The organism is Pseudoxanthomonas putridarboris (assembly GCF_038321125.1).
In the GTDB taxonomy this organism is placed as follows: Bacteria; Pseudomonadota; Gammaproteobacteria; order Xanthomonadales; family Xanthomonadaceae; genus Pseudoxanthomonas_A; species Pseudoxanthomonas_A putridarboris.
In genome coordinates this window covers 164552-181229 of the sequence record NZ_JBBWWT010000001.1, presented here as the reverse complement: position 1 = coordinate 181229, position 16678 = coordinate 164552, and the positions used below count along the sequence as shown (strand labels likewise).

Below are 16678 nucleotides of genomic sequence, written 5' to 3'. Positions count from 1 at the left end.
TAATACCGCCCGAAGCGGGGGTATCGCCGGCCTGGAGCCGGGGATTGAGACAGACCCTTCGAACCTGATCCGGTTGAGACCGGCGTAGGGAAGCTTTGCAGGATGCTGTAGGAGGGCCTTCAGGCCCGACCGTCGCGATATCGGGGCTGAAGCCCCTCCTACACCGTTCCCTGCGCCGCCGCTTCGTCCGTGATGCGAACCCCTCGCGTCCCACCGCCCAGGACGATGCCGATGAATGCCATTCCCAAGCCCGCCGCCGACCTGCTGCAGCAGACCGGGCAGCTTTCCGAATCCGTGACCCGGCCGATCCCCGGCTCGCGCAAGATCTTCGTGCAGGGCTCGCGGCCGGACCTGCGGGTGCCGATGCGCGAGATCGCGCTGACCCAGACGCCGACCCTCTTCGGCGGCGAGGAGAACGCGCCGGTCACCGTCTACGACACGTCCGGCCCGTACACCGATCCGCAGGCGGCCATCGACCTGTCCGCCGGCCTGCCGGCGCTGCGCGCGAAGTGGATCGAGGAGCGTGGCGACACCGAGCAACTGGATGCGCTGAGTTCCGAGTTCGGCCGCTCGCGCGAGAACAACGCCAGGCTGGACGCCGTGCGCTTCCCCGGCCGCATCCTGCCGCGCCGCGCCAAGGCCGGTGCCAACGTCAGCCAGATGCATTACGCCAGGCGCGGCATCGTCACCCCGGAAATGGAATACGTCGCCATCCGCGAGAACCAGCGCCTGGAAGCGGTGCGCGACGCGCTGCTGCTGGCGCAGCATCCGGGCGAAAGCTTCGGCGCGAACATCCAGAAGATCATCACGCCGGAATTCGTCCGCGACGAGATCGCCCGCGGCCGCGCCATCCTGCCCAACAACATCAACCACCCGGAAAGCGAGCCGATGATCATCGGCCGCAACTTCCTGACCAAGATCAACGCCAACATCGGCAACAGCGCGGTGTCCTCCGGCATCGCCGAGGAAGTGGAGAAGCTGGTGTGGTCGATCCGCTGGGGCGGCGACACGGTGATGGACCTGTCCACCGGCAAGCACATCCACGAGACCCGCGAGTGGATCATCCGCAATTCACCGGTGCCGATCGGCACGGTGCCGATCTACCAGGCGCTCGAAAAAGTGGACGGCCGCGCCGAGGAACTGACCTGGGAGATCTTCCGCGACACCCTGATCGAGCAAGCGGAACAGGGCGTCGATTACTTCACCATCCACGCCGGCGTGCTGCTGCGCTACGTGCCGCTGACCGCCAAGCGAGTCACCGGCATCGTCTCGCGCGGCGGTTCGATCCTGGCCAAGTGGTGCCTCGCCCATCACAAGGAGAACTTCCTCTACACCCACTTCGAGGACATCTGCGAGATCATGAAGGCCTACGACGTGGCCTTCTCGCTCGGCGACGGCCTGCGCCCGGGCTGCATCGCCGACGCCAACGACGCCGCGCAGTTCGGCGAACTGGAAACGCTGGGCGAGCTGACCAAGATCGCGTGGAAGCACAACGTGCAGACGATGATCGAAGGCCCCGGACACGTGCCGATGCAGCTGATCAAGGAGAACATGGACAAGCAGCTCGCCGAATGCGGCGAGGCGCCGTTCTACACGCTGGGCCCGCTGACCACCGACATCGCGCCGGGCTACGATCACATCACGTCCGCCATCGGCGCGGCGATGATCGGCTGGTTCGGCACCGCGATGCTGTGCTATGTCACGCCGAAGGAGCACCTGGGACTGCCCAACCGCCAGGACGTGCGCGACGGCATCATGGCCTACAAGATCGCCGCGCACGCGGCCGACCTGGCGAAAGGTCACCCCGGTGCGCAGGTGCGCGACAACGCCTTGAGCAAGGCGCGCTTCGAGTTCCGCTGGGAAGACCAGTTCCACCTCGGCCTGGACCCGGAGAAGGCCAAGGAATTCCACGACGAGACGCTGCCCAAGGATGCGCACAAGCTGGCCCACTTCTGCAGCATGTGCGGCCCGCATTTCTGTTCGATGAAGATCACCCAGGACGTGCGCGACTACGCGGCCGAGCACGGGGTGGACGAAACCGCGGCGCTGGAGACCGGCATGGCCGAGAAATCGGCCGAGTTCCTGGCCCAGGGCGCGCAGGTGTATCGTCAGGGCTGAACCACGGCCGGGCGCCCTCCGGCCGCTGGCGCAGCGTTCACGGTGGGTCCGCGATCATGCGGACCGTCGACGACCCAAGGAGATTGACCATGGCCCGATTCGCCCGCATGACCGGATGGAGCCTTATGGTGTCCGCCGCGTTGCTGCTGTCCGCCTGCGCCACCGGCCCGCGCGTGACCAGCGATGTGGACCCGTCCGCCGATTTCTCGCGCTACCGCACCTTCGCGTTCTATTCGCCGCTGGCCATCGAAGGGCAAGGCTACGCCACGCTGACCAGCGGCCGCATCAAGGCAGCGGCGCAGACGCAAATGGAATCGCGCGGTTACGTCTACGACGAGAAATCGCCCGACCTGTGGGTCAACCTGAACGCCTACATACAGGAAAAGACCGACGTGGTCAGCACGCCGGAAGTCGATTACGACTACTACTACAGCTATCGCGCGCGCCGTTACGTGTCGGTGCCGTACTGGCGCGACCGCACCAATGTCTACCAGTACACCGAGGGCACCCTGAACGTGGACCTGGTGGACGCGAAGGAGAACCGCCTGGTCTGGGAAGGCGTGGCGGTGGGCCGGGTCGGGCGCAGCAAGCCGGAGGAGCGCGGCGCGAAGATCGATGCCGCCATGGCCGAGATCTTCGCGCGCTATCCGCATCGCGCGGGCGCGGGCAGGCCATGAGCGGCGGCGGCGCCGTCGCCAGGGCCGGCATCGGGTTCGGCACCGCGCTGGCGATCGCGATCTCGTGGAGCGCCAACAAGTCGCTGCTGTGGGCGGTGATCCACGGACTGCTGTCGTGGATCTACGTGGCGTATTACGCGCTGGTGTACCACTTCAAATGATGTGCAGTGCATGACGATGCCGCTCCGGCGTTCTCGGCCCCGAGCTTGCAGTACTGGTAACTCCGGCGGTTTCGACATCCACAACCAACCCGCACAACGAAAAAAGCCGCCCATCGGGCGGCTTTTCCATATCGGTGCCGGTGGCGCTCAGAACTTGTGCTTGTCGTCGTCCGGCTGGTCGGCCTGGCGGGCGATGGCGTCCAGCAGCACGGCCTTGGCTTCGGCGGCGTTGCCCCAGCCGTCGATCTTCACCCACTTGCCCTGCTCCAGGTCCTTGTAGTGTTCGAAGAAGTGGCCGATGCGCTCCAGCCAGTGCGGGCTGACCTGGTCGATGTCGTGGATGTGGCGGTAGCCGGAGAAGACCTTGTCCACCGGCACGGCCAGCAGCTTCTCGTCGCTGCCGGCCTCGTCGCTCATGCGCAGCACGCCGACCGGGCGGCAGCGGATCACCGAACCGGGGATCAGCGGCAGCGGCAGCACCACCAGCACGTCGGCCGGGTCGCCGTCGCCGCACAGGGTGTGCGGCACGTAGCCGTAGTTGCAGGGGTAGCGCATCGGGGTGGAGAGGATGCGGTCGACGAAGATCGCGCCGCTGGCCTTGTCCACTTCGTACTTCACCGGCTCGGAGTCCTTCGGGATCTCGATGATGACGTTGATTTCGTCCGGCGGGTTCTTGCCGGCGCTGACCAGATCCAGGCCCATTGCGTGCTCCGAGGGGGTGCGGTGAAAGAGGGCCCGCATTTTACGCGGTTGGGTGCTGCGGCGCAGCAGGAGCGGGGGCCGGCTGGCCGAAAATCGATGCGCAGCGCGTGACAAAGACCTGCCCTTCAGCATCCCGGGCCTAGAATCCGCCGCCCATGGTCCCGTTCGTCCGCGCCGCCTGGTTGTTGCTGCCCGTACTGGTCCTGGCCAGTGCCGAGGCCGGCGCGCGCACGGTGTACCGCTGCGTGAAAGGCGGCACGGTCAGCCTGGCCACCGCGCCGGAGCCCGGTTCCAGGTGCGTGGCCAGGGAGATCGACGACAATGCCGTGGCCCTGCCCAACCTGTGGGGCTCGATGGGCGTGTTCAGCGGCACCCTGTACGAGCGCGAGCAGGATGGCCAGCTGGTCTACAGCACGCGCGACCTGCCCGGTTCGCGGGTCTACCTGAAGTTCACCGTGCAGACGCCGCCGGGCGAACCCGCCCATCCCGGGCTGGGCAACGTGGGCAAGCCACGGCTCGACATGTATCCGGCCGAATTCAAGGCGGCGGCCCGCAGGACCGGCGTGGACGATGCCTGGCTGCGCGCCGTGGCGCATGCCGAGAGCGACTTCGACGCCAGGGCGGTGTCGCCGAAGGGCGCGATGGGCGTGATGCAGCTGATGCCGGACGTGGCGAAGGAATACGGCGTGGCCGACCCGTTTTCGTCCGGACAGTCGATCCACGCCGGCGCGCGCCACCTGAACCTGCTGATGCACCGCTACAAGGGCGACCTGACGCTGGTGGCGGCCGCCTACAACGCGGGCATCGGCACGGTGACGCGTTATGGCGGCGTACCGCCCTACGCCGAAACGCAGGAATACGTGGCCAAGGTCACCGCGCTGTACGAACTGTACCTGCGCGCGATGGGGCGCAAACAGGCGCCCGAGCGTCCCGCGCTGTAAGCAACGCCGCGCGTCGGCGCGTCACGCCGCCTTAAGGCTTTCTTCACCGCGCCTGCGCATCGCGTGGATATAGGGTGCGTGCGAGACCCGGCGATGGCCGGGCTGCGACAGGAGGCTGTCATGAAAACGCGACGCGTATTCAGCGCACCCGATTTGGACACGGCGGAGAACGCCCTGCATGCCGCCCTGCACATGGGCATCCGTCCCGACCATGCCGCGTTGGTCGGGCGGGCGGAAATCGAGATGACGCGCATGCAGGACGATGAGAAGGAAGGCTCGCCCACCGACTTCATCCCCGCGGCGCTGCGGGGATTGGTCGGCGGCGGCGTGGTGGGCCTGGCGATCGGCCTGATCGGCATGGCCGTGCCCGCGGCCGGCATCCCGATGGCGGCGGTGCTGCTGTGCGTTCTGGTCGGCGCCACAGTGGGCGGATGGGCCGCCGCGCTGGCCGGCTCCTCGGTGCCCAGCGAAGTGCGCCGCGACTATCACGGCGAGATCGACGCCGGTCAGGTGCTGGTGGTCATCGACGAGGCGGACGAAGCCCTGCTGGAGCGCGCCAGCCATGCCGTGGCGGCGGCCGGCACGCGTCCCTTGCGGCTGGTGCACCACGGCCTGTTGCACTGAGGCGGCCGTTCCGGCGCTATCATCGCCGCCGGTTTCCTCGCGAGGATGTTCCGATGCGTCGATGGTTGATGGCCGCGTGCCTGTTGGCGGGCGTGGCGACGGTATACGCGGCGGATGCGCCGGCGTGGGAGAAGTTCGGCGCGGACGTGCCGGCGGGCGAGGCGGTGCCGGTCTCGCGGGCGCTGGACGATGCCGCGGCGCATGAGGGCCAGCCGCGCAAGTTCAGCGGGCGCATCACCGACGTCTGCCAGAAGAAGGGCTGCTGGGTGATGCTGGAAGACGATGGCCGCAGCGCGCGTGTGCTGCTGGGCGACCACGATTTCTACGTGCCCAGGGACGTGCGCGGGCAGGCCGAAGTCTATGGCGTGCTGTCGCGGGTGGCCCTGTCGCCGGCCGCGCGAGACCACATGGCGAAGGAAGCCGCGGCCGGGGCGGCGGTGCCCGAAGTGGAATACCGCATCGTCGCCGAAGGCGTGCAGGTGTTGGCGGACGATCCCGGCGCCTGAGAGCGGCGTCGCCGGTCAGGCGATGGCTTCGGATTCGATGACGTGGTGCCCGGGCGGGGCATCCAGCGCCGCCCGCAGCAAGGCATCGGCGACGCGTTCGGCCGGCACGATGCGGTAGCGGCGCGGCACCACCGGCTCGAGTGCGCGCAATGCCAGCGACGCCAGCCATTCGCCCGCGCGCCGGCGCGGACGTTCGCCGCCCAGCAGGCCCGGCCGCACGAACGTCAGCGACGGGAATCCGAGCGCCAGCAGGTCGCGTTCCAGCTCGCCCTTCGTGCGCGAGTAGAAGATGCGCGAGGCGGCATCGGCGCCCATGGCGGACACCAGCGCATACGTCCGCGCGCCGTGGGCGTGCGTGCGCCGTGCGATGTCCAGCGGATACGTGTAGTCGACGCGCCGGAAAGCCTCCTGCGAACCCGCATCGCGGATCGTCGTGCCCAGGGCGCAGATCACCGTATCCACCCGCCACCACTCCGCGTCGTCGGGCAGGGCATCGAAATCGACGATGGGATTGAGCAGCCTGGCTTGCGCGGGCAGCGGCCGCCGCGTGGGCGCGACCAACTGGCCGACCTGCGCCGAAGCCAGCGCGCGTTGCATCACGGCCTGGCCGACCAGGCCGGTGGCCCCTGCCAACAGGATGCGGGTCATGACGGGACTCCCTGGCGCGGCGACGGGCCGCAGGGTGCATCATGCCAGCGTGTCCGCCGTTGCGGCATCGGGTAGGCTTGCGGGTCACGCGCGCCGTCTCCGTCGCGCCTTCCCGGGAAATCCGCTTGGACCTGCGTACCGACCTTGCCGATGCGATCGGCCGCACGCCGCTGCTGCGGCTGCGGCGCGCCTCCGCGTTGACCGGTTGCGAGATCCTGGGCAAGGCGGAATTCCTCAATCCCGGCGGTTCCATCAAGGACCGCACCGCGCTGGGCCTGCTGCGGGACGCCCAGCGCCGTGGCGAACTGCGTTCCGGCGGCACCCTCGTGGAAGGCACCGCCGGCAACACCGGCATCGGCCTGGCGATGCTGGGTAACAGCCTCGGCTATCGCACCGTCATCACCCTGCCGGAGACGCAGAGCCGCGAGAAGATCGACGCGCTGCGTATCACCGGCGCGGAGGTGCGGCTGGTGCCCGCCGTGCCGTACGCCAATCCGCAGCACTACGCGCACGTGGCGCGCCGCCTGTGCGATGAACTCAATGCGCGCGAGCCGGGCAGCGCCTGGTTCGCCAACCAGTTCGACAACACCGCCAACCGCGACTTCCACGAAGCCACCACCGGTCCGGAAATCTGGCAGCAGACCGATGGCCGCATCGACGGCTTCGTCTGCGCCACCGGCACCGGCGGTTCGCTGGCCGGCGTGGGGCGCTTCCTGAAGGCCTGCGATCCGCGCGTGGTCGTGGCGCTGGCCGACCCGGCGGGCTCGGCGCTGGCGCACTACGTCAACACGGGCGAACTCAGGGCCGAAGGCAACTCGATCAGCGAAGGCATCGGTTCCAGCCGGGTGACCGCCAACTTCGACGGCGCGCCGATCGACCGGGCCTGGTCGATTCCCGACGGGGAATCGGTGCCGTGGGTGCATGCGCTGATGGCCGAGGAAGGCCTCAACCTGGGCGGCTCCAGCGGCGTCAACGTCGCCGGCGCGGTGCGGCTGGCGCGCGAACTGGGCCCAGGCCATACCATCGTGACCTTCCTGTGCGACGCCGGTACGCGTTACCAGGGCAAACTGTTCAATCCCGTCTTCCTGCGGTCCAAGGGCCTGCCGGTGCCTGCGTGGCTGGAGCACGCCTTTCCATGAACCTACCGCTGCATTACGGCTTCCTTGGCGCCCTGGAAGCCGGCCTCATCGCCTTCGTGGTCGGCCTGCTCTGCTTCCTGCTGTGGCAGTGGATCTGCCGTCGCGCGCACTGGTCGGTGGGTCACGCCATCGGCTGGGCCTGCGTGACGGCGGTGATCGTCAGCACCGGCATCGATGCCTGGAACCTGTTCTACCTGGGCATGATGAAGCTCGAATCGCCGCTCTACGCGCGTCTTGCGCTGCAGGGCATCCACGACGCCGACTCGCTGGGCGCCCGCGTGATGTGCGAACTGGCCGGTGCCTTGTCCGGCGTGGTGATGGGTTGGCAGTGGTTCAGCAAGAAACCGCGCGAAGACGAACCTCCGCGCAACGACGAGTCGACGCGGCCGTAACGGGAAATCCGCGACAGGTCACGCAACAATGCCATTGCAACAAGGCATTCACGAATGCCTAACGCATGTATTACCGGATCGACTGCGGGAATGGGTTAAGCCTGCGTGCATGTTCATGTTGTAACGCAAGTTTTGTTCAGTGGCTGCTTTGCATTGTTGGGCCGTGCGCAATCGGACGCACTCCCAACACATACGGAGCAGAGACCATGAACAACACCCACCGCAAGCCGCTGATCGCCCTGGTTGCCCTGAGCGCCGCGCTGGCCATGCCGCTGGCCTTCGCCCAGGAGCAGACCGAGGACGCCGCCGCCCAGTCGGAAACCGAACAGACCGAGCAGGCCACCGGTTCGACCACGCAGGTGCCGACGCAGAGCACGCAGTCGGCCGATGCGCAGGGCCAGCAGGGCTGGGCGGACATCGACGTCGACGGTAACGGCGTCATCAGCAAGCAGGAAGCCGCGGCCAATGCCGGCCTGAGCCAGGTGTTCGACCAGGCCGATACCGACATGGACGGCAACCTGACCGCCGAAGAGTACAAGGCCTTCGTCAGCAAGAACTACGACGAGCAGAAGTAAGGTCGCGGAGGCTATTCGATGGTACGCCTGCGGATGAAACCGCAGGCAGACCGCACGGAAAGGGCGGCCAGGTGCCGCCCTTTCCGTTGGTTGAAAGCCATCGATTCCGCTTGCTCGATTCCGGTCGAAGGAGCCGCTGATGAAACTTCCGATTTCGCTGATCGCCATCCCGGCACTGTCGATGGCCGCCCTGCTGGCGAGCCCGGCGCTGCGCGCGCAGGAAGCCGCCTCGGCGGCGGGGACGGAACCCACCACCACTACGGCGCCACGTTCGTTCGAGGAACTGGACACCAACCTGGACGGCGCCATCAGCAAGGATGAAGCCGCCGTCGATCCCGCGCTGACGCAGGTGTTCGGCACGCTGGACGAGGATGCCGATGGGCGGCTGACGCCGGAAGAGTACGCGGCCTATGCGCCCGGCAACGGTCCGCAGAACTGAGCGCGACATGCACGCGACCGTTTCCGTGCGATCCGGATCCTGCCGCGTGAAGTCGCACCCCCCGAATGCAAGGAGGTCCCCATGACCCTTTCCCCCACTTCGCCGTTGCGCCTGGCGCTTGCGTTGAGCGTCGCATTGGCCGGTGCCGGTGCGCTGACCGCCTGCGGTCCGTCGCCGGAGGACACCCCTCCCGCCGCGCCCGAACCCATCGACCCGGCACCGCCTGCCGACGACGTGACGCCGCCAGAGCCGACGGATCCGACCCTGCCGGCACCCACGGATCCCAACCTGCCGCCGCCGGCCAATCCCAACGCCCTGCCGCCGCCGGATACGCCGCCGCCCACCGACAGCACCACCCCGCCGGTTTCCGGCGAATGACCGTCTTCAACGACAATCGATGAGGCACGGTACAAGGCCGTCGGCCGTTCCTTGCGGGACGTGCCGACGGCCTTGTTTCTTGCGGTTGGGCAAAGTCGGGATCGCCGCAGGCATCCGACCGGCCTGCCGTGCCGCACGCACGCTTGCTATGCTGCGCGCCCTTGCGAAGGAGACGGGCGATGGCAGGCATCCGCTGGGTGGGATTCGATGGCGACGACACGCTGTGGAAGAGCGAGGACTACTACCGCCAGGCGGAAGCGGATTTCGAGGCCGTCCTCGGCGCGTACATCGACCTGGGCGATGCGCGCACGCACCGCCACCTGCTGGAAGTGGAACGCCGCAACCTGAAGATCTTCGGCTACGGCGTGAAGGGCATGACCCTGTCGATGATCGAAGCGGCCATCCAGCTGACCGAGGAGCGCGTCAGCGCGCGCGACCTGCATCGCATCGTCGAGATCGGACGCGCCACGCTGCAGCATCCCGTCGAGTTGTTGCCCGGCATCCGCGAAGCGGTGGAACGCATCGCCGCCGACCACGAGATCGTGCTGATCACCAAGGGCGACCTGTTCCACCAGGAAGCCAAGATCGCCCAGTCCGGCCTGGCCGACCTGTTCCACCGCATCGAAGTGGTATCCGAGAAGGACGAACCCACCTACGCGCGCGTGTTGCGCGAACTGCAGGTGGCGCCGGCGCAGTTCGCGATGGTCGGCAATTCGCTGCGCTCGGACATCGAGCCGGTGCTGGCGCTGGGCGGTTGGGGCGTGCACATCCCCTACCACGTGACCTGGGCGCTGGAGGCCGAACATGGCGTCAACGGCGATGCGCCCCGGCTGCGCGTGGTGGAGAACCCGGGCCAACTGCCCGACGCCCTGGCGAAGATCGAGGGTTCCGTCGGGCCCTGAGCGCGGCCACCTCGGCCGTCATGTCGATCAGATGAGCGCCGTTGCCGCGATGCGACTACGGGCGCGCCACGAGCGCCGCGGTGACATTCCGCGGACCGAGTGGGGCACAATCTCCGCCATGCCTTCACTTCGCCCACACGTTCTGCTGCCGGTATTCCTGTTGCTGTCGGGCCTGCTGTTCCCGGCCGCCGCCGCCGCGCAGGCCGCATCGGGATACGCGCCCGCCACGGGCGACGTCGTGGTGGATCGCTACCTGGCCGACATCAACGACTACGCCAGCCGTTATCCCGCCGCCTTCGCCGACGAGATGGCCCGCTACTACGCGGTGCCGCGCGGCTATGTCGAGGCGATGCAGCAGCAACCCGACTGGACCGCGGGCGACATCTACATGGCGTGCGCACTGGCGCAGGTGGCGGGCCAGCCCTGCCGCGCGGTGGTGCGCGAATGGTCGCGCGACCATGCCGGCGGCTGGCAGTCGGTAGCCGAGCGCCTGGAGGTCGCGCCGGGCACGCCGCAGTTCCGGCGCCTGCGCAAGTCGCTGGACGACACGTACCTTCGCTGGGCGCGTCCCGCGCCGCAAAAATGACGTAGGGTGCGCCCCGGCGCACCACTCGCCTTCATGATCGGTTGGAAGGTGCGCCGGGGCGCGCCCTACGGCTTGCGCGCGTACATGATCAGCAGCACCAAGTCCTCGTCGCCGGCCTGGCGGATGCCGTGCGTGCTGCCGGGCCGCGTCAGCAGGGCGTCGCCGGCCCGCACGGCGTGCGTGGTGCCGTCCAGTTCGTACACGCCGCGCCCGCCGAGCACGTAGTAGATCTCGTCCTTGTCGTGCTGGTGCAGGCCGATGCCGGCTCCCTTGTGCAGCACGCGCTTGCGGAACTCGAAGCCCATCCCGGGCGCGTCGCGGAAGAACGGATAGGCGGTGGTCGCGCCCGCGCCGCCATGCGGACCGGGTTGCCGCACGGCCAGGTCGCGTTCGTTCACGACCAGCGATGGGTGCGCCTGTGCCTCGCGGTCGGCCAGGGCGGTGGCCGGGGCGCCGCAGTCGGTGTCGCGCACCACGTGTGGCGCCAGCGACGGATCGATCCGCTTCCAGCCGGACACCACCAGGCAGGCCACCATCGTCGCGCCGCGGGTCTGGAAATGCGTGTCGTCCTGTTGCTGCCGTTCCGGCACATGCATGAAATACGCCTTCGAGGCCTCGTCGCCCAGCGCGCGCAGCCAGTCCATGCTCAGCGCGGCCAGGTCGATCAGCGCGACGTTCTCGCGTGCGGCCAGGTCGCGCACGGCCTGCGCGTAGACGCCATGCGTATCCAGCAACCGGCCGTGGTCGTCGAACGTGCGACGGGCGACCGGTGTGACCAGGATGGGCATGGCGCCTTTCGCGCGCGCCAGCGCCAGGTAACGGCCGAGCCATTCGGGGAACGCTGCCTGCGGCTCGCTGTAGCGGGAGGGATCCTCGGCCTTGGCATCGTTGTGGCCGAACTGGATCAGCAGCACGTCGCCCGCGCGCATCTCGCCGGCGATGCCGTCCAGCCAGCCCTCGGCGATGAAGCTGCGCGAACTGCGTCCGCTCCTGGCATGGTTGCGGACGATGTAGGCGTCGTCGAGGAAGGCCTGCAACTGCTGGCCCCAGCCTTCGCGCGGCGTGCGCTCCGGGCCGTACTCGCTGGCGGTGGAATCGCCGGCGATGAAGACCTGGCGGGGAAGCGATGGGTGGGCGACCGCCTGAAGGCAGCAGGCTGTAAACGCGAGCAGGACAAGCGAGCGGAGCATCGGCAGTCTCCGATGTGGATGCGCCCTGTAGGAGCGGCTTCAGCCGCGACCGGACAAATTAGGAAATGGATCCGCCACGGATCGCACGGATAAACACGGATGGAGCTTGCCTGAGTCCTATCCGTGTTTATCCGCGTCATCCGTGGCCTATGCTTTCTTGCTTCCCCCGGTCGCGGCTGAAGCCGCTCCTACAGGCCAGGGGGAGGGATCAGCGCGCCAGCCAGCCGCCATCGACGGGGATGATGGCGCCGTTGACGTAGTCGGAGGCCCGGCTGGACAGGAACACCGCCGCGCCGCCCAGGTCCGACGGTTCGCCCCAGCGGCCGGCCGGGATGCGGTCCAGGATGGCCTTGCTGCGTTCGGCGTCGGCGCGCAGCTGCGCGGTGTTGTCGGTGGCCATGTAGCCGGGGGCGATGGCGTTGATGTTGACGCCCTGGTTGCCCCATTCGTTGGCCAGCAGGCGGGTGATGCCGGCGATGCCGGACTTGCTGGCGGTGTATGACGGCACGCGGATGCCGCCCTGGAAGGACAGCATCGAGGCGATGTTGACGATCTTGCCGCGGCCCTGCGCGATGAAGTGCCTGCCGGCCGCCTGCGACATGAAGAACGCGGACTTGATGTTGACGTTCATCACGTCGTCCCAGTCCTTCTCGCTGAAGTCCACCGCGTCGGCGCGGCGGATCAGGCCGGCGTTGTTGACCAGGATGTCCAGACCGCCCAGTCCGGCGACGGTTTCCTTCACCAGCCGCTCCACCGGCTCGATGGTGATCAGGTTGGCCTCCAGGTTGAGGAAACGGCGGCCCAGCGCGCGCACCTTCTCGCCGGTCTCGGTGGCTTCCACGATGCCCGCGGCCGCGATGTCGGCGCCGGCCTCGGCCAGCGCCAGCGCGATGCCCTGGCCCAGGCCGGTGTTGGCGCCGGTGACCAGCGCGATCTTGCCTTCGAGACTGAATGGGTTGCTTGCCATGGGGTTCCCTCGGTTGGACGCGTTGCGTGGGTGTCTTGGTGTGGAGCGGAGCCTGCTCCGCTGCGGGTTCCGGCTTCGGTGGAGCGTCCGGCCGGGCGAGCCCGGCGCTGCCTCACTTCAGCTGGCAGATGTCCAGCACGTGCATGTCGGTGTAGTCGAGGTTCTCGCCGCCCATCGCCCAGATGAAGGCGTAGTTGCTGGTGCCCGAACCCATGTGGATGGACCACGGCGGCGACACCACGGCCTCGTCGTTCTTCACCACGATGTGGCGTTGCGCTTCCGGCTCGCCCATGAAGTGGTAGACGCGGTCGTTCTCGGCCAGGTCGAAGTAGAAATAGACCTCGCTGCGGCGATCGTGCAGGTGCGGCGGCATGGTGTTCCAGACGCTCCCGGTCTTCAGCACGGTCAGGCCCAGCAGCAGCTGCGATGACTGGCAGGTGGCCGGGACGATGAACTGGTAGATCGTGCGCTCGTTGCTGGTCTCCAGCGCGCCGCGTTCCAGCGCCACGGCGTCCTTGATCGAGAGCTGCTTGGTCTCGAAGCGCGCGTGCGCGGGCGTCGAGGTTAGGTAGAACTTCGCCGGCGTGCCCGCATCGTCGGACTCGAACGAAACGTCGGCGCTGCCCATCGCCACGTACAGGCCGTCCTTCGGCCCCAGCGCGTATGCCATACCGTCCACGGTCACCTTGCCGGCACCGGCGCCGACGTTGATCACGCCCAGCTCGCGGCGTTCAAGGAACGGCTTGCCGGCGGCCGAGGCGGGTTCGGTCTGGCGCGGCAGTTCGACCTTCTTCGACACCGGCGCGGCGCCGCCGATCACGAAGCGTTCGTTGTGCGAGTAATTCAGCCGCACGGTGTCGGCCACGAACAGGTCGCCGATCAGGTAGCGGTCGCGCAGCTGGTCGTTGCTGGCGCCGTCCATCATGTCGGGGTGGGTGGCGTGATAGGTCTTGCAGAACATGCGTCAGGCTCCGTGGAGGGCGGCGCGCGGCTGCGGCCGGGTGCGGGCAGGATGGAATGGGGCGATTCTAATGGCTTTGGTAACCGGTGTCATTTTGCGGTGCGGCAGGGGGAGCGGGGATTCGGGATTGGGGATTCGGGATTTGTGGAAATCAGGTGGCCGATGGGCCGAAAGGGAATGTGGAAGATCCGGTTGCCGTACCGGTGAGGGGAAGTTGGCTGCGAGCGACCGCTCCTGCCAATCCCGAATCCCTAATCTCCAATCCCAGCCTCACTCCGGCGGCTGCGAGGAATCCCGGATGACCAGGTGCGGGCGGATGCTGGCGGCCGCCAGGGCGGGGGCGCCGCCCTCGGGCTGGATCAGCATGGCGGCGGCGATCCGGCCGGTGTCGCGGGTATTGCGGCGCACCGAGGTCAGCGACGGCCACAGGCGGGAGGCCAGCGGGCTGTCGTCGAAACCGACCACCGACAGCTGGCGCGGGATGCTGATGCCGGCGCGCAGGGCGACCTTGTAGACGCCCGCGGCCATCTCGTCGTTGCCGGTGAAGATGGCGGTGGGGCGGTTCTTGCCGGAGAGCAGCTTCTCGGCGGCGACCACGCCGGATTCGAAGGTGTAGCCGGCTTCGATGATGCGCGCCTTCGGCAACTCGATGCCACGCTGGGCCAACGCCTCGACGAAGCCGTCGGTGCGCTCGATGGCCGAGCGGTAGGCGCTGGGGCCGGTGATCAGGGCGATGTCGGTGTGGCCCAGCGACAGCAGGTACTCGGCGGCCTCGGCGGCGCCGTTGCGGTCGTGCGTCACCACCATGCGCGAGGGTTCGTCCATCGACACCGAGGCGATGCGTGTGTAGCGGACGCCGATCTCGGCCAGCATGTCGGCCAGCGCCTGGTCCTCGGAGGCGCGCGGCACCAGCATCACGCCGTGCAGCTTCTGCTGCTGCACGAAGCGGCGCACGCCGTCGATGTAGCCCGGGCTGCGGCTGTCGCAGGGGTGCACGACAAGTTCGAAGCCCGAATCGCGCAGCGCGTCCAGTGCGCCGTACTGCATGTTGACGATGTACTGCGCGGTCGGGTTGTCGTAGACCATGCCGATCAGGAACGAGCGCCGGAACGCCAGCCCGCGCGCCATCGGGTCGGGCACGTAGCCGACTTCGCGCATCAGCGCCTCCACCTTCTCGCGGGTGTCCTTACGGACCAGCGGCGAGTGATTGATGATGCGCGAGACGGTCTTCTTCGACACACCGGAAAGCCGCGCGATGTCGTTGATGGTCGCGGCCCTGCCGCTGGCGGGGCGGGGTGCGGGGCTTTCGGGCTTCTTGCGCGCGGGCATGGGGTGGGAACGGCCTTGTATGGGGTGTCGTGAAAGGATTCTAGCGGTTGGGGACAGGGCCCGTGAGCCGGACCGGGAACGGCGACCGAGGCCGGCAGGCGCGGCGCGCTGGCGACGACGGTCCGGATTCCCCGGAGGGCGACAGGCGGGGCCTTCTCATCCTCTCAGGACCTTCGGCAGCCACAGCGACAGTTCGGGGAAGAGCGCCACCACCAGCAGCACCAGCAGTCCCGCCAGCCAGAACGGCCAGATGGTGCGCATGCTCTGCGCGATGGTGATCTTGCCGATGGCGGTGCCGATGAACAGCACCGAGCCCACCGGCGGCGTCACCAGGCCCAGCCCGCCGGTCAGCACCAGCACCAGGCCGAAGTGGATCGGATCGATGCCGTAGGCGCGCGCCACCGGCAGGAAGATCGGCGTGCAGATCAGGATCATCGGCGCCAGGTCCATGAAGGTGCCCAGCAGCAACAGCACCAGCACGATCAACAGCAGCACGGTGTACTTGCTGTGGGCGATGGACTGCAACGCATCCACCGCCGCCGCCGGTACCTGCAGGTAGGCCAGCAGCCAGCCGAACACCGCCGCGGTGGCGATCACGAACAGGATCACGCCGGTGGTCCGCGCCGCATGCGTCACCGTGGCGAAGAATTCCTTCAGCGACAACTGCCGGTACAGCACGCTGGTGACCAGCAGCGCGTAGACCACCGCGATCGCCGCGCTTTCCACCGCGGTGAAGATGCCGGCGCGGATGCCGAAGAAGATCAGCCCCACCAGGCCCAGGCCCGGCAGCGCCGCCACCAGCCGCAACAGCACCGCACGCATGCCGGGGAACGGTTCCACGCCGTAGCCGCGCCTGCGCGCGACGGCCCAGCCGGTGATCATCAGCACCGCCGTCATCAGCAGCGCCGGCACGATGCCGGCGGCGAACAGGTCGGCGATCGACAGCCCGCCACCGGCCGCGGCCGAGAACAGGATCAGGTTGTGCGAGGGCGGCACCAGCAGCGCGACCAGCGCGGCGGTGATGCTGACATTGACCGCATAGTCGCGGTCGTAGCCGCGCTTGATCATCTGCGGGATCATCGTGCCGCCCACCGCCGACACGTCGGCGATGGCCGAGCCGGACACGCCGCCGAAGAACAGCGAGGACAGGATGCTGACCTGGCCCAGCCCGCCGCGCAGCCGGCCGACCAGCGCCGCCGCCAGGCTGATCAGGCGCTCGGAGATGCCGCCGCGCAGCATGATCTCGCCGGCGAAGATGAAGAGCGGGATGGCGATCAGCGAGGCGGACCCGGTGCCCGAGGAAATCTGCTGCACCAGCACGATGGAAGGCAGGTCCAGGTAAAGCAGCGTGACCAGCGACGAGGCCGCCAGCGCATAGGCCACCGGCACGCCGATCAGCAGCAGGAGGGCGAAGAGCGAGAAGAGCAGGGCGATCGCCATGGC

Annotated in this window: 20 protein-coding genes and 1 riboswitch; of the genes, 13 read left to right on the top strand and 7 right to left on the bottom strand. The window is 68.2% G+C overall.

What is annotated here, in order from left to right:
* The first annotated feature begins 6 nt into the window (after positions 1-6).
* Positions 7-109, top strand: a riboswitch (TPP riboswitch).
* A gap of 122 nt (positions 110-231) precedes the next feature.
* The 3 genes from thiC (at position 232) to AAD027_RS00850 (ending at position 2956) form a co-directional block, all read left to right on the top strand.
* Positions 232-2118, top strand: a complete 1887-nt coding sequence (gene thiC / locus AAD027_RS00860) for a phosphomethylpyrimidine synthase ThiC (RefSeq protein WP_341724123.1) — start codon at positions 232-234, stop codon at positions 2116-2118.
* Between the two features lie 89 nt (positions 2119-2207).
* On the top strand, positions 2208-2795 hold the full coding sequence (locus AAD027_RS00855) for a DUF4136 domain-containing protein (RefSeq protein ID WP_341724122.1): 588 nt from the start codon (positions 2208-2210) through the stop codon (positions 2793-2795).
* Complete coding sequence (locus AAD027_RS00850) at positions 2792-2956, top strand: hypothetical protein (protein ID WP_341724121.1); 165 nt, start codon at positions 2792-2794, stop codon at positions 2954-2956. Before AAD027_RS00855 ends, AAD027_RS00850 begins: the two co-directional genes overlap by 4 nt.
* Before the next feature lie 147 nt (positions 2957-3103).
* On the opposite strand, the gene ppa is transcribed toward AAD027_RS00850, so the two are convergent.
* Positions 3104-3658: an inorganic diphosphatase gene (gene ppa, locus AAD027_RS00845; RefSeq protein ID WP_341724120.1), complete on the bottom strand. Its 555-nt coding sequence runs from the start codon at positions 3656-3658 to the stop codon at positions 3104-3106.
* A 155-nt stretch (positions 3659-3813) separates the two neighbouring features.
* On the opposite strand from ppa, the gene AAD027_RS00840 reads away from it, so the two are divergent.
* The 3 genes from AAD027_RS00840 to AAD027_RS00830 all read left to right on the top strand — a co-directional run bounded on the left by AAD027_RS00840 (position 3814) and on the right by AAD027_RS00830 (position 5729).
* Positions 3814-4599: a lytic transglycosylase domain-containing protein gene (locus AAD027_RS00840; RefSeq protein ID WP_341724119.1), complete on the top strand. Its 786-nt coding sequence runs from the start codon at positions 3814-3816 to the stop codon at positions 4597-4599.
* A 120-nt stretch (positions 4600-4719) separates the two neighbouring features.
* Positions 4720-5223 (top strand): hypothetical protein, encoded by a 504-nt coding sequence (locus tag AAD027_RS00835; RefSeq protein WP_341724118.1) that lies wholly within the window; start codon positions 4720-4722, stop codon positions 5221-5223.
* Positions 5224-5276: 53 nt separating this feature from the next.
* Positions 5277-5729, top strand: coding sequence for a DUF4920 domain-containing protein (locus tag AAD027_RS00830; RefSeq protein WP_341724117.1), 453 nt, complete (start codon positions 5277-5279; stop codon positions 5727-5729).
* A 15-nt stretch (positions 5730-5744) separates the two neighbouring features.
* Here AAD027_RS00830 and AAD027_RS00825 read toward each other — a convergent pair whose 3' ends face one another.
* Positions 5745-6377, bottom strand: coding sequence for a Rossmann-fold NAD(P)-binding domain-containing protein (locus tag AAD027_RS00825; protein WP_341724116.1), 633 nt, complete (start codon positions 6375-6377; stop codon positions 5745-5747).
* Between the two features lie 125 nt (positions 6378-6502).
* Between AAD027_RS00825 and AAD027_RS00820 the strand changes: the two genes are divergently transcribed.
* The 7 genes from AAD027_RS00820 (at position 6503) to AAD027_RS00790 (ending at position 10788) form a co-directional block, all read left to right on the top strand.
* A complete protein-coding gene (locus AAD027_RS00820; RefSeq protein WP_341724115.1) occupies positions 6503-7516 on the top strand; it encodes a cysteine synthase A in 1014 nt (337 codons plus the stop codon).
* Positions 7513-7908, top strand: coding sequence for a hypothetical protein (locus tag AAD027_RS00815; protein ID WP_341724114.1), 396 nt, complete (start codon positions 7513-7515; stop codon positions 7906-7908). The genes AAD027_RS00820 and AAD027_RS00815 overlap by 4 nt, the downstream gene beginning before the upstream one ends.
* A gap of 206 nt (positions 7909-8114) precedes the next feature.
* Positions 8115-8483, top strand: a complete 369-nt coding sequence (locus AAD027_RS00810) for an EF-hand domain-containing protein (protein ID WP_341724113.1) — start codon at positions 8115-8117, stop codon at positions 8481-8483.
* Between the two features lie 139 nt (positions 8484-8622).
* Complete coding sequence (locus AAD027_RS00805) at positions 8623-8922, top strand: EF-hand domain-containing protein (RefSeq protein ID WP_341724112.1); 300 nt, start codon at positions 8623-8625, stop codon at positions 8920-8922.
* Between the two features lie 81 nt (positions 8923-9003).
* The gene (locus AAD027_RS00800) at positions 9004-9300 is read left to right on the top strand and encodes a hypothetical protein (protein WP_341724111.1); all 297 of its coding nucleotides are present in this window, start codon (positions 9004-9006) and stop codon (positions 9298-9300) included.
* 179 nt (positions 9301-9479) lie between these two features.
* Positions 9480-10202, top strand: a complete 723-nt coding sequence (locus AAD027_RS00795; protein ID WP_341724110.1) for an HAD family hydrolase — start codon at positions 9480-9482, stop codon at positions 10200-10202.
* A 118-nt stretch (positions 10203-10320) separates the two neighbouring features.
* Positions 10321-10788: a hypothetical protein gene (locus AAD027_RS00790; RefSeq protein WP_341724109.1), complete on the top strand. Its 468-nt coding sequence runs from the start codon at positions 10321-10323 to the stop codon at positions 10786-10788.
* Between the two features lie 65 nt (positions 10789-10853).
* On the opposite strand, the gene AAD027_RS00785 is transcribed toward AAD027_RS00790, so the two are convergent.
* The 5 genes from AAD027_RS00785 to AAD027_RS00765 all read right to left on the bottom strand — a co-directional run bounded on the left by AAD027_RS00785 (position 10854) and on the right by AAD027_RS00765 (position 16675).
* Positions 10854-11978, bottom strand: coding sequence for a GDSL-type esterase/lipase family protein (locus AAD027_RS00785; protein WP_341724108.1), 1125 nt, complete (start codon positions 11976-11978; stop codon positions 10854-10856).
* A 208-nt stretch (positions 11979-12186) separates the two neighbouring features.
* Positions 12187-12945, bottom strand: coding sequence for a 2-dehydro-3-deoxy-D-gluconate 5-dehydrogenase KduD (gene kduD, locus AAD027_RS00780; RefSeq protein ID WP_341724107.1), 759 nt, complete (start codon positions 12943-12945; stop codon positions 12187-12189).
* A 112-nt stretch (positions 12946-13057) separates the two neighbouring features.
* Positions 13058-13906, bottom strand: coding sequence for a 5-dehydro-4-deoxy-D-glucuronate isomerase (gene kduI, locus AAD027_RS00775; protein WP_341724106.1), 849 nt, complete (start codon positions 13904-13906; stop codon positions 13058-13060).
* A 270-nt stretch (positions 13907-14176) separates the two neighbouring features.
* Positions 14177-15235, bottom strand: a complete 1059-nt coding sequence (locus AAD027_RS00770; protein ID WP_341724105.1) for a LacI family DNA-binding transcriptional regulator — start codon at positions 15233-15235, stop codon at positions 14177-14179.
* 156 nt (positions 15236-15391) lie between these two features.
* Positions 15392-16675, bottom strand: coding sequence for a TRAP transporter large permease (locus AAD027_RS00765; protein WP_341724104.1), 1284 nt, complete (start codon positions 16673-16675; stop codon positions 15392-15394).
* Positions 16676-16678: the final 3 nt, after the last annotated feature.

Coding starts and splice junctions, on each gene's coding strand:
- thiC (WP_341724123.1), top strand. CDS start 232: ATGAATGCCATTCCCAAGCCCGCCGCCGACCTGCTGCAGCAGACCGGG.
- AAD027_RS00855 (WP_341724122.1), top strand. CDS start 2,208: ATGGCCCGATTCGCCCGCATGACCGGATGGAGCCTTATGGTGTCCGCC.
- AAD027_RS00850 (WP_341724121.1), top strand. CDS start 2,792: ATGAGCGGCGGCGGCGCCGTCGCCAGGGCCGGCATCGGGTTCGGCACC.
- ppa (WP_341724120.1), bottom strand. CDS start 3,658: ATGGGCCTGGATCTGGTCAGCGCCGGCAAGAACCCGCCGGACGAAATC.
- AAD027_RS00840 (WP_341724119.1), top strand. CDS start 3,814: ATGGTCCCGTTCGTCCGCGCCGCCTGGTTGTTGCTGCCCGTACTGGTC.
- AAD027_RS00835 (WP_341724118.1), top strand. CDS start 4,720: ATGAAAACGCGACGCGTATTCAGCGCACCCGATTTGGACACGGCGGAG.
- AAD027_RS00830 (WP_341724117.1), top strand. CDS start 5,277: ATGCGTCGATGGTTGATGGCCGCGTGCCTGTTGGCGGGCGTGGCGACG.
- AAD027_RS00825 (WP_341724116.1), bottom strand. CDS start 6,377: ATGACCCGCATCCTGTTGGCAGGGGCCACCGGCCTGGTCGGCCAGGCC.
- AAD027_RS00815 (WP_341724114.1), top strand. CDS start 7,513: ATGAACCTACCGCTGCATTACGGCTTCCTTGGCGCCCTGGAAGCCGGC.
- AAD027_RS00810 (WP_341724113.1), top strand. CDS start 8,115: ATGAACAACACCCACCGCAAGCCGCTGATCGCCCTGGTTGCCCTGAGC.
- AAD027_RS00805 (WP_341724112.1), top strand. CDS start 8,623: ATGAAACTTCCGATTTCGCTGATCGCCATCCCGGCACTGTCGATGGCC.
- AAD027_RS00800 (WP_341724111.1), top strand. CDS start 9,004: ATGACCCTTTCCCCCACTTCGCCGTTGCGCCTGGCGCTTGCGTTGAGC.
- AAD027_RS00795 (WP_341724110.1), top strand. CDS start 9,480: ATGGCAGGCATCCGCTGGGTGGGATTCGATGGCGACGACACGCTGTGG.
- AAD027_RS00790 (WP_341724109.1), top strand. CDS start 10,321: ATGCCTTCACTTCGCCCACACGTTCTGCTGCCGGTATTCCTGTTGCTG.
- AAD027_RS00785 (WP_341724108.1), bottom strand. CDS start 11,978: ATGCTCCGCTCGCTTGTCCTGCTCGCGTTTACAGCCTGCTGCCTTCAG.
- kduD (WP_341724107.1), bottom strand. CDS start 12,945: ATGGCAAGCAACCCATTCAGTCTCGAAGGCAAGATCGCGCTGGTCACC.
- kduI (WP_341724106.1), bottom strand. CDS start 13,906: ATGTTCTGCAAGACCTATCACGCCACCCACCCCGACATGATGGACGGC.
- AAD027_RS00770 (WP_341724105.1), bottom strand. CDS start 15,235: ATGCCCGCGCGCAAGAAGCCCGAAAGCCCCGCACCCCGCCCCGCCAGC.
- AAD027_RS00765 (WP_341724104.1), bottom strand. CDS start 16,675: ATGGCGATCGCCCTGCTCTTCTCGCTCTTCGCCCTCCTGCTGCTGATC.